Raw genomic sequence first — 13,532 nt, 5'->3', positions numbered from 1 at the left:
TTGCGCGACGGATCGGGCGTGAATAGCTTTTCGATATGTCGCTGCGCGCTACCGAACTGGCCGAGTTGCGCCGACGCCTCGAGGATGGCGTCGGCTCGATCGAGTATGAGATTGCCGGGGAGCAGGCGTTCTCGCTTGGCCATCACGGCCGGAAGGTCGAGGCGAGTGTGACGGCATTGCGCACCTTCGAAGGACCGGCAGAAGCACGGATGGAGCTGGTGCGGTCGGCTGCCAAAGCCGTGTGGGCTTATTTCGTGCAACGCGAGGCCTGCGGCATGCGCAATCATCGCGAGGTGATCCAGTTCTACGGCATCCCCGGCGAGGTGTTGGCGCGGCTCGGGGCGGTCGAACGCTAGAGCGTCAGTTTGGAGCCTTCGTGGCTCTGGGCGAAGCCAAGTTTCCGATAGAAGCGGTGAGCGTCGATCCGGTTCTTGTTCGAGGTTAGTTGCACAACCCCACAGCCACGGGCTTTGCATTTTGCGATGGCGTGGCCGATCATTTCGCTGCCGAGGCCTAGGTTGCGGCTTTCGGGTCGGATATGTACGGCTTCGATCAAACCGCGCCACTGTCCACGCCGCGCGATGCCCGGCAGATAGCTCAGCTGCATGCTGCCAACGGCTTTACCCTCATATTCGGCGATCAGCAGTTCCTGGTTGGGATCGGCGTCGATCGCGGCGAGAGCTGGCAGATAGAGCTCGATAGCTTGCGGATCATCGTCCGGCTCGACGACGCTGTCTTCGACGATCTGGTTGACGATGAAAGGCAGATCGTCGGCAGTGGCGGGGCGATAGGTCAGGCGGGTCATGTGCAGTCCCTGGCAGGCACTGCACGATAGGGCTGAGTCGCGGTTGCCTGCGACCCAAAAAGTCAGACGCGCTTGCCTTTCGGGCTTAGGCTCCAGGCGACGATCAGGACTATAATTGCCAGCACTGCCGGCATGGCGGCCAGCCATTGATCGCCGGCAAAGAGCACGGCGGCGCCGGCCCACATGATCGAACTCAGGGCTTCGGAGATCGTCGCCGCGCGAGAGGCGACCTGACGGCGGCGGAACATCGCCCGGCGCATAGGGATGCGGAACCACAGCTGGATGGCGGTCGCGGCGCTGGCCGAAATGGCGATGAACAGCGCCGTCTTCCAAGCCAGTTCCCAAGATGCGATCAGCACCATCAGCAGCACGGGGGCAAAGACCACGGCGACCGCGGTCAGCACGGCCTCGATCTTGGCGATCAGCACGGCACGCGGGCTGATCGGCGCAGTGACCACCAGATCGTGCGCATCCTCGCCGGAGATCGCCAGCCAGGCGAGGCCGCCGGCCAGTTGGCCTGCCGCCATGACGATCACCGGAATGACGACGACATAAGTGCCGGCGGTCTGGCCGTAAGAGATCCACAGGAACAGAGCTGGCGGGAACAGGTAGAGGATCTGCATCAGTGTCTGGCTGAGCAGCCAGGGGTCGCGGCGCAGCAGACGCCATTCCTTGACGCGTAGCGCATGGCGTTGCGACGTGCGGCGGAACGGCCGGGTGCTGGCCGATTGCTGCACCCGGGTAGCGGAAACGCCGGCGGCAGCGATCGCGTGCGTGGCAAAGCCGCCGGACGTAGCCATGATCACGCCAGCGAGCGCTCCAAGGCCGACCAAAAGGACGGTCAGCATGGCGCCAAGATTGCCCATGGCACCGCGTGCGGGCAGCCAGAGCAGGCTGTCGGCGGCCGGCATGGCGGCAACGAACTCGGGCGATTGCAGCACCGAAAAGCGGTTCATGTTGCCAAAGCTGAGGATGGCCACGGCCTGAATGCCGATGACGAAGCCGGCGCCGACGACGCCGGCGATGATCTGCGCGATCAGCCGGGTGCGCGCGGCGCCGATGGTGCGGAACAGGCCGACGGTCACCATCACGGAGAGTGACGCGGCGATGCCGCCGAAGCCGGCGAGCACACCGTAGGCTGCAAGCCATTGCGGGCCGTCATGCCAGATCAGCACGTTGATCATCGGGCTGGCGAGCAGACAGGACAGGACGATGGTGCCAAAGGCGGTCGCCGCGGTGCGCACGGCGAAGACGCGTGCCGAGGAGGCGGGTGAGCTGAGGATCAGGTCGAGATCGGACCGCGCGTAATAGGCGCGGGTCACCGATTCCAGCGCCTGGCTGAGCATCACGGTGAAGAACAGGAAACCGGTACTGGTGATCAGTACAAGGGTGGGCTTGTCAGGCCCAACCCCGGCTGCAATCCAGCCGGTCATCAGCACATTGGCGAGGGCGTGCAGGCCCATATAGAAGGCGGCGAGGACGAGGATCAGGACAACGGTGCGGACCTTGCGGCCGCCGGTCGTCATCGCCAGCCAGTCCCGCCAGGCAAGGCGGAACTCGTGGGCGGCGAACCAGGGCAGGGTGGCCGGTGTGCTCACGCTGCTGCCTCCGTGGTGCCGGAGGCCTGCGCTTCGGTCTCCTCGGCGACCAGGTCGAGAAAGATCTCCTCGAGGGTCGTCTCACGCCCGATGCGGGTGCGCAGCTCAGCCAGCGTGCCCTCGGCGACCAGACGCCCGTGATTGATGACGCCGATGCGCTCGGCCATGCGCTCGGCGACCTCGAGAATATGCGTGGTCATGATCACCGTGACGCCGCGGGCGACCTTTTGCTTGAGCACGTCCTTGACCTGGCGGGCCGAGCCCGCGTCGAGACCGGTCAGCGGCTCGTCGAGAATGATCAGGCTGGGCTCATGGACCAACGCGCCCGCGAGGGCGACTTTTTGCAGCATGCCCTTCGAGAATCCGCCGCAGCGTTCGTTGGCATGCGGACGCAGACCGAGCCAGTCGACGAGCTCGTTGGCGCTGCGCTCGGCGATCGTCGGGTCGATGCGCCACAGGCCAGCAACGAATTCGAGATATTCGAGCGGGGTCAGAAGATCGTAGACCATGGGCTCGTCGGACACCCAGGCAACGACGGATTTGGCCGCTACGGGATCTTTTGCCGTGTCGATGCCGCAGACCGAAATCTGGCCGGCCTCGGGCTGCAACAGCCCGGCGACCATGCGCAAGATGGTGGTCTTGCCAGCGCCGTTGGGGCCCAGCAGTGCGTAGAATTCACCGGCACGGACGCGCAGATCGAGGTCGACCACCACGGGACGATCGAAGCTTTTTCTCAGGCCAGTGATTTCAAGGGCCAGGGGCTGGGACATGGCAAGGCTCCGCAATGATGCGGTCAGACTTACCCGACGGGGCTTAGTGGCAGGTGAACCGTATGGGTTAAGATCGGGTAAGCTGGAACCGTTGAGCAACCTGAGCCGTTTGATGGCGGTAACCTCAAAGGAGCCGGCAAAATGGCCGAACGCGAAGTCGTCGTCGAACGCAGTGGGCCCAGCGCCCTGGCAATCATTGGTGGTATTGTGGTGGTCCTCGCCATCATTGCCGCCATCTACTTTTTCATGATGAATGGCAATTCCGGCGGTAGCGGAACGGTCGATGTTGACGTTCCTGCCGTTTCGGTCGACGTGACGCCCGACGGCCAGTAGCGGCTATTGGAGGCCTGCGGGGTCGACGATACCCCGCAGGCAACCTCCTCTGGTCGGGCGCGCGGCAAAGATCCATTCGCCCAGATCAGGCTTGTCGCCCGGCGCGGCGTAGAGACCTATCGTCAACTCCGATATCAGTTCTCGAGAGCCGTCCGTGTCGCAGGCGACCCGGACGCGCTCGCCTGCGCCGACACCAAAAGCGTCGTCAAAGGCTTGGCGAATTCGCGCCTGGGTGAGTTCGCGGCCGATGTTGTCGGCGAAGAGTTTTTGCACGGCGGAGCCGTTCAGAGCGTCCATCAACGCCAGTGCGTCCGCGAAGTAGACGACTTCATTCGCACCGTAGCAGGTGCCATGTTTGGTCCACTCATGCCGTTCGAGCTGTGAGCGGGTGCCGGGCATCCTCTCGTTGAGCCGTGTCTGCAGAGCCGGCGGCAGGTCGACGGGCCGCAGTTGCGACCAGCGGCCGTCACGGTCTCGTTGCTCCACCACCGAAGACACATCGCAATAGTCGGCCTGCGGCCACAGGCCGTGCAGAGCGAAATGTGTGGCGTCGTAGCGGCTGGCTGTCTGCGTGCGGCACTCCTGCTTGTTGCGGGCGCCTTCGCAGAAGGCGGGCTGCCAGCTGGCGGCCAGAATCAAGAAGCGCTGCTCCGGTGCAGGTGCCGTCTCAGCGGGCGCGGGTTCTATGACGGGCGGCTGGGCTGGCGGCGGCGAATTGCCTGTGCGCAGCCACAGCACGGCCGCGCCGCCGAACAGGAAGCCGAGGACGAGCAGCAGGATGAAGCCGCGGTTCACAGGAACTCAGCGCTGCGTGACATAGCCATCCGGCACGCCACGGGTCGAGAGCACGAATTGCCAGACCTGCAGGACCCGGGCGCGAAACCCACCGGCGCAGCACAGAAGATAGTACTTCCACATGCGGAAAAAGCGCTCCTCCTCGGGGCTGCGATCGGGTTTCCAGTTGCGCTCGAAATTCTCGTACCAGGCGCATAGCGTCTTGTCGTAATGCGGGCCGATGTTGTGGACGTCGATGACCGTCCACAGCTTGTCGATGGCCTTGCCGATCTGCCCCATCGAGGGGATGACGCCGCCGGGGAAGATGTATTTTTCGAGCCAGGGGTCGATGGTTTCGGTCGTTTCCTGAGCCGCGACCGTGTGCAGCATGAACAGGCCATCATCCTTGATGGCCCGGCGCGCCGCCTCGAAATAGGCGCGATAGTTCTTGTGGCCGACATGCTCGAACATGCCCATCGAGACGATATGGTCGGCCTTGCCGTCGAATTCGCGATAGTCGGTGACCTGAAACTCGACCGGCAAGTCCTTGTAGCGCTCGCGGCCATAGGCGGCCTGGTCCGGAGAGACGGTGACGCCGACGCAATTGGCCCCGTATTTTTCCGCAGCAAAGCCCATGAAGGCGCCCCAGCCGCAGCCGATATCCCAGACGGTCTGCCCCGGCTTGAGGCCGATCTTGCGGCAGACGAGATCGAGCTTGGCCTCCTGCGCTTCATCAACATTGGTCACGCCGTCCGGCCAATAGCCGCAGGAGCCGGTCATGCGCTGGTCGAGCGAGGCACGATAGGCCTCGGTCTCGTTGTAGTGCATGGCGGCGACGCGTTTAGACCGGGTGATGTCCTGCATGTTGAGGAGGCGCGCCTGAGCGATCTGCCAGACGAGATTGGGGGTGACGCGAATGCCGGAGGGCACCTCGGAGCTCAACACCTTGTTGAAGAACTCGGCCATGTCGGCCACGTCCCACAGCCCATCCATATAGGCTTCGCCCAAGCCTAGAGAGCCGGTGGCATAGAGCCGGGTCCAGAACTGTTCGGAGTTGATCTGCGGGTCCCAAGGATTGGACCCGTTGATGGTGATGTCGGCCTCCTTGAGGAGGACTTCCAATTGGGGTGTCGCGCCCATCGAATCCCTGCCGTCATACTCGCCTAAACACCTGAACGGTTGGACCGTTTGGCGATCGAGTCAAGGCCCGGCAAGGCGGCAAAGGGCGGGTGGCCGTGGCCACCCGCCCATACGGCTTAAAGCGTAATGCGATAGATGCCGAAACCGGCTTCCGACGTTTCACCGGTGGGCTCGATGGCAACTGCCGAGACATCCGAGACATGCTCGGCAGCCTTGGGTCCGGTTTCGAACAGCACGGTGCCGCCGATCGGGGCGAGGGACCAGTTGCTGTCGGCCTCCGGATCAATGGTGCCCCGGTCGACGATATAGCGGACGAGCAGGTCGCGGTTGGTGTCCGGTCCCTTGAAGATGATGACGTCGGGCCCGATGCCGGGGAAGCTGCCGCCGCCGCCGGCCCGGTAGTTGTTGGTGGCCACCACAAATTTCTGGTCGGGATCGATCGGCTTGCCATTATACATCAGGTCGACGATGCGGCTTTCGGTATTGCCGAGGTCCTCGCCCTTGGGCCCGTATTTCGAGGGCTTGGTGAGGTCGATCTTGTAGGTGACGCCGTCGATCACGTCGAAATTGTAGGATGGAAACTCCGGGTTGATCAGGGTGGCGTCACTGGCGCCCGCCTCGATCTGGTTGAAGATCCCGGCTGAGCGATCGAGCCAGTTCTGAACGTCCTGACCGGTGATCAGGACGGCCTGGATAGTATTGGGGTAGAGATAGAGATCGGCGACGTTCTTGATCGCCACCGGGCCGACGGGGACGTCGGTGTAGTAATCCGGACCGCCACGGCCGCCTGCCTTGAAGGGCGCTGCAGCAGATAGTAGCGGCAGGTCTTCGTATTCGGTGCCGACCAGCATCTGCTCCATGTACCAGCGCTGCGCGATGTTGACGATCTGGACACTCGGGTCGTCGGCGACAAGCGCAAAGTAGGAGTAGAGCGGAGCAGCCGTTTCACCGACGGCACGGCGGACATATTCGAGCGTTTCCTCATGCTCTTCCCGGGCGGCAGCGAGCACCTTCGGATCGCTTTCGACCGTCGGGGTGACCGTGCCGTCGACCCGTTCGGAGATCGGCCGTGCTTCGGACGTGTGAGAGACGATAGTCCAGCCGTCGTCGGTCTTTTCGAGCAGCAGATCGATGAGGCCCATGTGCGAGCCCCAGAATCCGGCCATGACCGCTGGCTTGCCGGCCAGTGTGCCTGCTTCGGTGTCCGCGCCCTCGAGGCTCTCGAAGTCGTCGGAATTGGGAAAGACAAGATGCTGATGGCCGGTGACGACGACGTCGACGCCATCAACGCCAGCGAGTTGCAGCGAGGCGTTTTCGGCCTTCTCGCCGGTCGGGCCGGCGATGCCGGAGTGGGAGAGGGCGACAATGAGGTCAGCACCTTCCTCACGCATTTTTGGCACCCAGGCCTCGGCGGTCTGGACGATGTCGCGGGTGTCGACCTTGCCTTCGAGGTGGGAGGAATCCCAGGTCATGATCTGCGGCGGCAGGAAGCCGATGAAGCCGAGCTTGATGGTGTGGGTTTCACCGGCGCCGTCGGTGAGCGTCTTCTCGACGATGATATAGGGCTCGATATAGGTGTCGTCGGCCAGCGGATCGTCAGCCAGTTCGCCTTTCACCAGGTTGGCGGAAACGATAGGGAAGGTGGCGCCGGCGATTGCCTTGTCGAGGAACTCGAGACCGTAGTTGAACTCGTGGTTGCCGAGCGTGCCGGCCTCGTAACCGAGCGTGTTCATTGCGGCGATAATCGGATGCGGGGCGTTGCCGAGGCCTTTTTCATAGGCGATGTAATCGCCCATCGGATTACCCTGGATCACATCGCCATTGTCGACGAGCACCGAATTGCCGGCTTCGGACCGGATCTGGTCGATCAGGGCCGCGGTGCGGGCGAGGCCAAGCGTGTCATTGGGCTTGTCGGCGTAATAATCGTAGGGAAAGACCGCCACATGCAGGTCGGTCGTTTCCATGATGCGCAGGTGCGCCTGGCCTGCCGCGGCCATGACGGCGAAGGGATGCATGATGGTCGCCGCGCCCAGCGTCGCGGTGCCGGCGAGGAACGCGCGGCGGGAAATCGAGAAATTGTCGTTCATTGACGTCTCCCAGTTTCAGGAAAACACCGTCGTGCGGAACGTAGATGGGTTCGGACCGGTTATAGACCTCGACGATGTGCTAGCCTCACATGCCGCCGAGAGGTGACGCTGCAATGACGGCGGCGGCATCGAGAGTGAGCCTTTTGGACCAAGTGGTCAAATCTGTGTTGGGGTATCTCGGCACAGTCATCACGCACCGGGCAGGGAGCCAGACAGAATGAAGTGGAAAGGGCGTCAGCGCAGTTCCAATATCCAGGATCGGCGCTCTGCGGGGGGACGACGCGGCGGCTTCGGCCGAATGGGTGGTCTGGGGCGTTCCCGAGGACGGGGGATACCGATCCCGACCGGCGGACGCGGCGGCGGCATGGGGCTTATCGGTATCCTGGTGGTCGTGGGAATCTTCCTGTTCATCAATGGCATCAACCCGCTTGATATGATCAACGGGACCGGTTCGGGACCGACCAGTTCGTCATCGAGTTCCTGGACGCCCCCGACCAATGCGGGCGAAGACGAGCTTGCAGAGTTCGTGAGTGTGGTGGTCAAGGACACGGAGGACCTGTGGAACCAGGTCTTCGAGCAGAACGGCAGCACCTATCGGGAGCCGCAGGTGGTCCTGTTCACCGGACAGACGCAGTCAGGGTGCGGAGTCGCGGATGCTAGGTCAGGACCGTTTTATTGTCCGAACGATCAGATGGTCTATATCGACCTGTCCTTCTACGACCAGCTGCGTCAGCAATTCGGCGCGCCGGGCGATTTCGCGCAGGCCTATGTGATCGCGCATGAAGTCGGCCATCATGTGCAGAACCTCACCGGTGTCCTGCCCGAGTTTAACCGTCAACGCGGCAGGATGAGCCAGGAGGAGCAGAATGCCTACTCGGTGCGGGTCGAGCTGCAGGCCGACTGCTATGCGGGCATCTGGGCCAACTACGTGCAAAAACAGAATCTGCTCGAGGCCGGAGATGTGGAAGAGGCGATTACTGCCGCAAATGCGATCGGCGACGACACGCTGACCCGTGGTCAAACCAGCCCGCGCAATTATACCCACGGCACGTCGGCCCAGCGGATGGCCTGGCTGCGGCGCGGCATGGAGACGGGCAACGTCGAAGCCTGCGATACGTTCAGCGCCGCCATCTGAGATGGCGATCCGCGGACATAGCGCCGAGCCTGTGCTGGCAGAGTTTGCCGACGACGGGCAGTTTCCCAACAGCCGATTGCCGCTGCTGTACTACGCTGCGGCAATCGCGCCGGAGGCTGCCGGGCCCGAGGCGATGGAGACCCTGTTTGCCGCCAACGGCTGGCCGCCGGCATGGCGCGCATCCGTCTTCACTTACCATCATTATCACTCGACGGCGCATGAGACGCTTGGGGTGGTGCGCGGCTCGGCTGAGCTGATGCTGGGCGGCCCCGAGGGACGCGTGTTTGACGTTGCCACCGGCGACGTGATCGTCATCCCGGCCGGCGTCGCGCACAAGCGCATTTCATCGAGTGCGGATTTTCTGGTGGTCGGGGCCTACCCGCCGGGCCAGGATTGGGATCTGCTACGCGGAGACCCAGGCGACAGGCCGCAGGCTGATGCGAATATCACCAGCGTGCCAATGGCCGATACCGATCCGGTCGTCGGGGCGGGCGGCCGGCTGGTCACTGCGTGGGGGAAATAGGGCGTGAGATGCCGACCGCAGCCACGACAGCGACCTAGAAACCGGAGACGCCGCGGGCAGCAGGCTTAGCCTACCGTGCCGTGTTCCGGCTGGGCGTCCTCGCCTTTCTGGGCGCGGACCAAATTCATGAAGCGGCGGAACAGATAGTGGCTGTCGTGCGGCCCGGGGCTTGCCTCAGGGTGGTACTGCACCGAAAAGATCGGCTTGCCGTCGACTTCGAGGCCCGCATTGGACTGGTCGAACAGTGAAATGTGGGTCTGCTTGATGTTTTGGGGCAGGCTGGCCGTATCGACGGCAAAGCCATGGTTCATCGAGGTGATCTCGACCTTGCCGGTGGTCAGATCCTGCACCGGATGATTGGCGCCATGGTGGCCCTGATGCATCTTGGTGGTCTTGCCGCCAACGGCGAGGCCGAGCAGCTGATGGCCGAGGCAGATACCGAACATCGGCTTGCCGGTTTCCATCAGCGCCTTGATCGTCGGCACGGCGTACTTGCCTGTCGCTGCCGGGTCGCCCGGACCGTTGGACAAAAAGATCGCGTCCGGGTTGTGCGACATGACATCCATGGCCGAAGCCGTTGCGGGAACGACGGTGACCCGCGCCCCCTGATCGGCGAGCTGGCGCAGGATGTTGCGTTTTGCACCATAGTCGATGGCGACAACATGATACTGCGGATCGGTCAGCGTGCCGTAGCCATCGGTCCGGGTCCACGAGGTCTGGTCCCACTTGTAGGTCTGCGCCGTCGTCACCTCCTTGGCAAGGTCGAGACCCTCCAGTCCCGGGAAGTTACGCAGCTCGGCTTCCATCGAAGGCTCGTGGAAATAGCCGTCCGGGCTATGGGCAATGACGCCGTTCGGCATGCCATGCTCGCGGATCCTAGCGGTCAGCGCCCGCGTGTCGACGCCAGCGATGCCGATAATGTTGCGCTTTTTCAGCCAGGCATCGAGCCGCTCGGCGGCCCGGTAGTTTGACGGGTTGGTGATGTCGGCGCGCAGCACGCAGCCGCGGATGCCCGACAGCGCCGCCATGTTGACGGTCTCGATGTCCTCGTCATTGGCGCCGACATTGCCGATGTGCGGGAAGGTGAAGGTAATGATCTGGCCGGCGTAGGACGGGTCGGTCAGGATTTCCTGATAACCCGTCATTGCGGTGTTGAAGCAAACCTCACCAGCGGAGTGACCCACGGCGCCGATGCCGTGCCCCTCGAGGCGGGTGCCATCGGCGAGGATCAGAAGGGCAGTCGCAGGTTTCTGCTGCCAGCCGGACATGCGGGGCTCCAAGGTTTGTCAATTCTGTCGGTTGAGGGCTCTCAATAGAAGGCGGCCCGTGGCGGCGCAAGTGGCGCAATGCCGATAATGCGATATATGGAGCGCAAACCGGATGCGGCAACAGGAGTGCGACAATGCGCGAGACCATCAGTGACGGCTACAAGATAGCGCTCAAGGCCGGCGACAAGCGCCGCACGGCGACGCTTCGCGCGGTGACCGCGGCGATCAAGGACCGCGACATCGAAGCGCGGGGGCAGGGCAAAGATCCACTGAGCGAGAGCGACATCGTGGTTCTGCTGCAGAAAATGGTCAAGCAGCGCGAAGAGTCTCTGGGCATCTACGAGAAGGCGGGTCGGGACGATCTTGCCGTCGTCGAGCGCGAGGAAATTGCCATCCTGTCGGAGTTCTTGCCTCAGGGCCTGAGTGAGGCCGAGCTCGACGCTGCCATTCAGACGGCGATCGCGTCAACTGGCGCAGATGGCATGAAGGACATGGGGAAGGTCGTCGCTGAACTGAAGACGCAGTACCCGGGCCGGATCGACTTTTCCAAGGCCATCGGCAAGGTTCGGGCGGCACTGGCCTGACCCTTCGCCGAGCTGATCGTCAGGCGACGCTGTCGTTGCGCTTGCGGAGATAGCGTGTCGCTGTGCGCCGGGGCTGTGGCGCCTCGTTGTCTGATACCAGGCGGGGCGGGGCGCCTTGCACACGGTCGCGGCCGTTGTTCTTGGCCAGATAAAGCGCCTCGTCCGCTTCGCGGAGCAGCATCTCGAAGCCCTCGTCGCCCGTTTGGCTGGTGGCGACGCCAGCGCTGACCGTGGGGCTGCCGAATTCGGGCGACAGGGGCATACTTCGCGCAAAGCCGACGCGGATCCTGTCCGCCACTTCGAGCGCAGGGCGTGAGGAGTCGGCATTGAGAACCAGGCAGAACTCCTCGCCACCAAGACGTGCAGCGATGTCGCCAGGGTTCACGCCCCGGCGGAGATAGGTCGCGAAATCGCGCAGGACCTCGTCGCCGCGCGCATGGCCAAACCGATCGTTGATGTGTTTGAAGCGATCGAGATCGAACATGATGACCGATGTGCCCCGCTCGAAACCGTGGCCAGCGGCCATGTCGAACAGGGCGCGACGATTATGCAGCCCGGTCAGGGCGTCGGTCATGGCGTCGCGCTGGTGCTGACGTGACGTGCGCATCTGGTTCACCGTCAGGGCGAGCGCACCTACGCTGGCCAGCGACACGATGGTCGCCAGAGAGTTCAGGTCCTCTGCCCAGTTATCGGGATGATGGTTGATAACCCAGGTACCGTCTGAAAGCAGAACCACAGCGCAGAGGACAAAGGTGACCGCGGTCAGGCCGTAGAGGATCGCCATGGTGACCATGGGAATCATGGCTTCAGCGCGCGCCTCCCAATGTTCGCGTCCGGCCAGGATCAGCAACAAGGCCGTGAACAGATTGAGGAAGACGACGCCGAGACCTGTGAGGCCGAGCGAAAAACTGATGCCGACGCTTGCCGTGCCCAGAAGCCAGATGGAGACCAGCCGGATGGGCGAGGTGCGCCCCTTTCTGAACTGCATCGCACCGCTGTAAATCAGCGCAAACCCGCCCATGAGAGCGGAGTAGGCGACGAATTGAACAGCGGGAACCCAAGGGTCACCGAGAACTGTGAAGGCGAAAATGCTGGGCAGGATCAGACCCAGCCCGAAGAACCAGCTCAACAGATAGCGGTCCTGCCGCGAGCCAAGCCAGCTCAGCAGCAAGGTCGTCATGATTGCCATTGCTGAAATTGCTGCTGCAACCAGCAGCGATGTAGAATCGAGCAGTGTCATTGGCCATCCTGATTGGATGTCGTTTACGCCGATATGGCGCCGCTGGCGCGGCAGCCGTCTTCAAGTGGTGAACAAGTACTTGCGCTTATGCCGAGACTGGCGTGCGCGTTACTTCCAGCCACCAGGAAAGACCGGCGCTGCCGGCGGCCAGCAGGCTTGAGACAATGCCGATCATCGGTAGGTTGGCGTAGCCGAGCCCGGAGCTGAGCAGCAGCGCGCCAAGTCCGGCACCAGAGGCGATACCAACATTGAAGGCAGAGGAAATGAGCGAGGAGGCGAGGTTGGGGGCTTCGCGCGCGCCCATGACGATGCGCGCCTGCAGTGGCGTCGAAAAGGCAAAGCCGCCGATGCTGAGGAAAAGGAGGTTGATGAGCATCCAGACCCTGTCGTGCATGGCGAAGAGCATGGTGAAATAGAACAGCGCCTGGACGAGCAACACGGCCACCAGCGTCGGCATGGGGCGCCAGTCGGTGCCTCTACCACCCAGCCAGATGCCGAAGACCGAACCGACGCCCCCGACCAGCAGATAGAGCGGTACGATATCCTCGGTCAGGCCTGTGACATTGAGCATGACCGGCACCTGATAGGTGGCGAAGGCGATGGTGCCCAGCATGACGAGGAAGATGGTGATGTAGCTCATCCACACCTGCTGGTGGCGCAGGGCCTGCAACTGGGCGCGGAAGGTGGGACGCGGGCCGGTGCTGGCCTTGGCGACCGGCAGGCGGAAGACCATGACGATCGCCGCGAGAAAGCCCAGGGCGCCGACGGCGAGGAAGGCGGCGCGCCAGCCGAAGGCGACACCGATGGCCGAGCCACCGGGGAGGCCGAGCAGATTGGCGGCGGTGATGCCGCCGACAAAGAGCGAGAAGGCGGCACCGCGTTTTTTGGGTTCGACCAGCGCGGCGACCATGACGGTGCCGGCACCAAAGAAGGCGCCGTGGCCACAGGCCGAGACGAGGCGGGCGACGAGCAGCAGGCCATAGTCCGGCGCCATGGCGCAGAGCAGCTGCGCGACGGCAAAGAGCAGCATGACGCTGATCAGCACCGCCCGTTGCGAATAGCGGGCCGTCGCGACATTGAGCACCGGACCGCCGATGGCGACACCGATGGCATAGGCGGTGACCAGCATGCCGGCGGTCGGGATGGAGACATTCAGATCGGTGGCGAGGGGCGGCAGGATGCCCGAAATGATGAACTCGGCGCTCCCGATGGCGAACGCGGCGAGCGCCAGAGCGTAGATGGCGATTGGCATGGTGGGCCCCGTCTCAAGTCAGG

General features: G+C 63.4%; 14 protein-coding genes. 5 read left to right on the top strand and 9 right to left on the bottom strand.

Features of this window, described 5'->3' with window-relative positions; translation table 11 throughout:
- The first annotated feature begins 35 nt into the window (after positions 1-35).
- A complete protein-coding gene (locus ACN0TK_RS13325; RefSeq protein ID WP_417309996.1) occupies positions 36-356 on the top strand; it encodes a DUF6665 family protein in 321 nt (106 codons plus the stop codon).
- Here the strand turns inward: ACN0TK_RS13325 and ACN0TK_RS13320 are convergent.
- The 3 genes from ACN0TK_RS13320 to ACN0TK_RS13310 form a co-directional block, all read right to left on the bottom strand.
- Positions 353-805, bottom strand: a complete 453-nt coding sequence (locus ACN0TK_RS13320) for a GNAT family N-acetyltransferase (RefSeq protein ID WP_417309995.1) — start codon at positions 803-805, stop codon at positions 353-355. The two genes, ACN0TK_RS13325 and ACN0TK_RS13320, sit on opposite strands and share 4 nt — an antisense overlap.
- Before the next feature lie 62 nt (positions 806-867).
- Complete coding sequence (locus tag ACN0TK_RS13315) at positions 868-2,403, bottom strand: permease (RefSeq protein ID WP_417309994.1); 1,536 nt, start codon at positions 2,401-2,403, stop codon at positions 868-870.
- Positions 2,400-3,173 (bottom strand): ABC transporter ATP-binding protein, encoded by a 774-nt coding sequence (locus ACN0TK_RS13310; protein WP_417309993.1) that lies wholly within the window; start codon positions 3,171-3,173, stop codon positions 2,400-2,402. Before ACN0TK_RS13310 ends, ACN0TK_RS13315 begins: the two co-directional genes overlap by 4 nt.
- Before the next feature lie 141 nt (positions 3,174-3,314).
- Between ACN0TK_RS13310 and ACN0TK_RS13305 the strand changes: the two genes are divergently transcribed.
- Positions 3,315-3,506, top strand: coding sequence for a hypothetical protein (locus ACN0TK_RS13305; protein ID WP_417309992.1), 192 nt, complete (start codon positions 3,315-3,317; stop codon positions 3,504-3,506).
- A gap of 3 nt (positions 3,507-3,509) precedes the next feature.
- Here ACN0TK_RS13305 and ACN0TK_RS13300 read toward each other — a convergent pair whose 3' ends face one another.
- From ACN0TK_RS13300 to ACN0TK_RS13290, 3 genes are all read right to left on the bottom strand, one after another.
- Positions 3,510-4,301: a ribonuclease T2 family protein gene (locus tag ACN0TK_RS13300; protein ID WP_417309991.1), complete on the bottom strand. Its 792-nt coding sequence runs from the start codon at positions 4,299-4,301 to the stop codon at positions 3,510-3,512.
- A 6-nt stretch (positions 4,302-4,307) separates the two neighbouring features.
- On the bottom strand, positions 4,308-5,420 hold the full coding sequence (cfa, locus tag ACN0TK_RS13295; RefSeq protein WP_417309990.1) for a cyclopropane fatty acyl phospholipid synthase: 1,113 nt from the start codon (positions 5,418-5,420) through the stop codon (positions 4,308-4,310).
- Positions 5,421-5,536: 116 nt separating this feature from the next.
- Positions 5,537-7,507, bottom strand: coding sequence for a bifunctional 2',3'-cyclic-nucleotide 2'-phosphodiesterase/3'-nucleotidase (locus tag ACN0TK_RS13290; RefSeq protein ID WP_417309989.1), 1,971 nt, complete (start codon positions 7,505-7,507; stop codon positions 5,537-5,539).
- A 217-nt stretch (positions 7,508-7,724) separates the two neighbouring features.
- Here ACN0TK_RS13290 and ACN0TK_RS13285 point away from each other — a divergent pair, with 217 nt between their 5' ends.
- Complete coding sequence (locus tag ACN0TK_RS13285) at positions 7,725-8,642, top strand: neutral zinc metallopeptidase (RefSeq protein WP_417309988.1); 918 nt, start codon at positions 7,725-7,727, stop codon at positions 8,640-8,642.
- 1 nt (position 8,643) lies between these two features.
- Positions 8,644-9,165, top strand: a complete 522-nt coding sequence (locus ACN0TK_RS13280; protein ID WP_417309987.1) for a cupin domain-containing protein — start codon at positions 8,644-8,646, stop codon at positions 9,163-9,165.
- A 65-nt stretch (positions 9,166-9,230) separates the two neighbouring features.
- Here ACN0TK_RS13280 and carA read toward each other — a convergent pair whose 3' ends face one another.
- Positions 9,231-10,433, bottom strand: a complete 1,203-nt coding sequence (carA, locus tag ACN0TK_RS13275; RefSeq protein WP_417309986.1) for a glutamine-hydrolyzing carbamoyl-phosphate synthase small subunit — start codon at positions 10,431-10,433, stop codon at positions 9,231-9,233.
- A gap of 134 nt (positions 10,434-10,567) precedes the next feature.
- Between carA and ACN0TK_RS13270 the strand changes: the two genes are divergently transcribed.
- Positions 10,568-11,017 carry a GatB/YqeY domain-containing protein gene (locus tag ACN0TK_RS13270; RefSeq protein ID WP_417309985.1) on the top strand — a complete coding sequence of 150 codons (450 nt, stop codon included), beginning with the start codon at positions 10,568-10,570 and terminating at the stop codon, positions 11,015-11,017.
- Between the two features lie 19 nt (positions 11,018-11,036).
- Here the strand turns inward: ACN0TK_RS13270 and ACN0TK_RS13265 are convergent, their stop codons facing one another.
- Together ACN0TK_RS13265 and ACN0TK_RS13260 are read right to left on the bottom strand one after the other, a co-directional pair.
- The gene (locus ACN0TK_RS13265; RefSeq protein ID WP_417309984.1) at positions 11,037-12,257 is read right to left on the bottom strand and encodes a diguanylate cyclase; all 1,221 of its coding nucleotides are present in this window, start codon (positions 12,255-12,257) and stop codon (positions 11,037-11,039) included.
- 85 nt (positions 12,258-12,342) lie between these two features.
- Entirely contained in the window at positions 12,343-13,509 is a 1,167-nt protein-coding gene (locus ACN0TK_RS13260) for an MFS transporter (RefSeq protein WP_417309983.1), read from the bottom strand.
- Positions 13,510-13,532 lie beyond the last annotated feature (23 nt).

The sequence above is a fragment of the Devosia sp. genome (genome assembly GCF_048261455.1).
In the GTDB taxonomy this organism is placed as follows: Bacteria; Pseudomonadota; Alphaproteobacteria; order Rhizobiales; family Devosiaceae; genus Devosia_A.
This window is presented reverse-complemented; position numbering and strand designations above follow the sequence as displayed.

Excerpts from the sequence above, each read along its gene's own strand:
- ACN0TK_RS13265 (WP_417309984.1), bottom strand. The coding sequence starts at position 12,257 with ATGACACTGCTCGATTCTACATCGCTGCTGGTTGCAGCAGCAATTTCA.
- ACN0TK_RS13305 (WP_417309992.1), top strand. The coding sequence starts at position 3,315 with ATGGCCGAACGCGAAGTCGTCGTCGAACGCAGTGGGCCCAGCGCCCTG.
- ACN0TK_RS13290 (WP_417309989.1), bottom strand. The coding sequence starts at position 7,507 with ATGAACGACAATTTCTCGATTTCCCGCCGCGCGTTCCTCGCCGGCACC.
- ACN0TK_RS13310 (WP_417309993.1), bottom strand. The coding sequence starts at position 3,173 with ATGTCCCAGCCCCTGGCCCTTGAAATCACTGGCCTGAGAAAAAGCTTC.
- ACN0TK_RS13280 (WP_417309987.1), top strand. The coding sequence starts at position 8,644 with ATGGCGATCCGCGGACATAGCGCCGAGCCTGTGCTGGCAGAGTTTGCC.
- ACN0TK_RS13320 (WP_417309995.1), bottom strand. The coding sequence starts at position 805 with ATGACCCGCCTGACCTATCGCCCCGCCACTGCCGACGATCTGCCTTTC.
- ACN0TK_RS13325 (WP_417309996.1), top strand. The coding sequence starts at position 36 with ATGTCGCTGCGCGCTACCGAACTGGCCGAGTTGCGCCGACGCCTCGAG.
- carA (WP_417309986.1), bottom strand. The coding sequence starts at position 10,433 with ATGTCCGGCTGGCAGCAGAAACCTGCGACTGCCCTTCTGATCCTCGCC.
- ACN0TK_RS13260 (WP_417309983.1), bottom strand. The coding sequence starts at position 13,509 with ATGCCAATCGCCATCTACGCTCTGGCGCTCGCCGCGTTCGCCATCGGG.
- cfa (WP_417309990.1), bottom strand. The coding sequence starts at position 5,420 with ATGGGCGCGACACCCCAATTGGAAGTCCTCCTCAAGGAGGCCGACATC.
- ACN0TK_RS13285 (WP_417309988.1), top strand. The coding sequence starts at position 7,725 with ATGAAGTGGAAAGGGCGTCAGCGCAGTTCCAATATCCAGGATCGGCGC.
- ACN0TK_RS13270 (WP_417309985.1), top strand. The coding sequence starts at position 10,568 with ATGCGCGAGACCATCAGTGACGGCTACAAGATAGCGCTCAAGGCCGGC.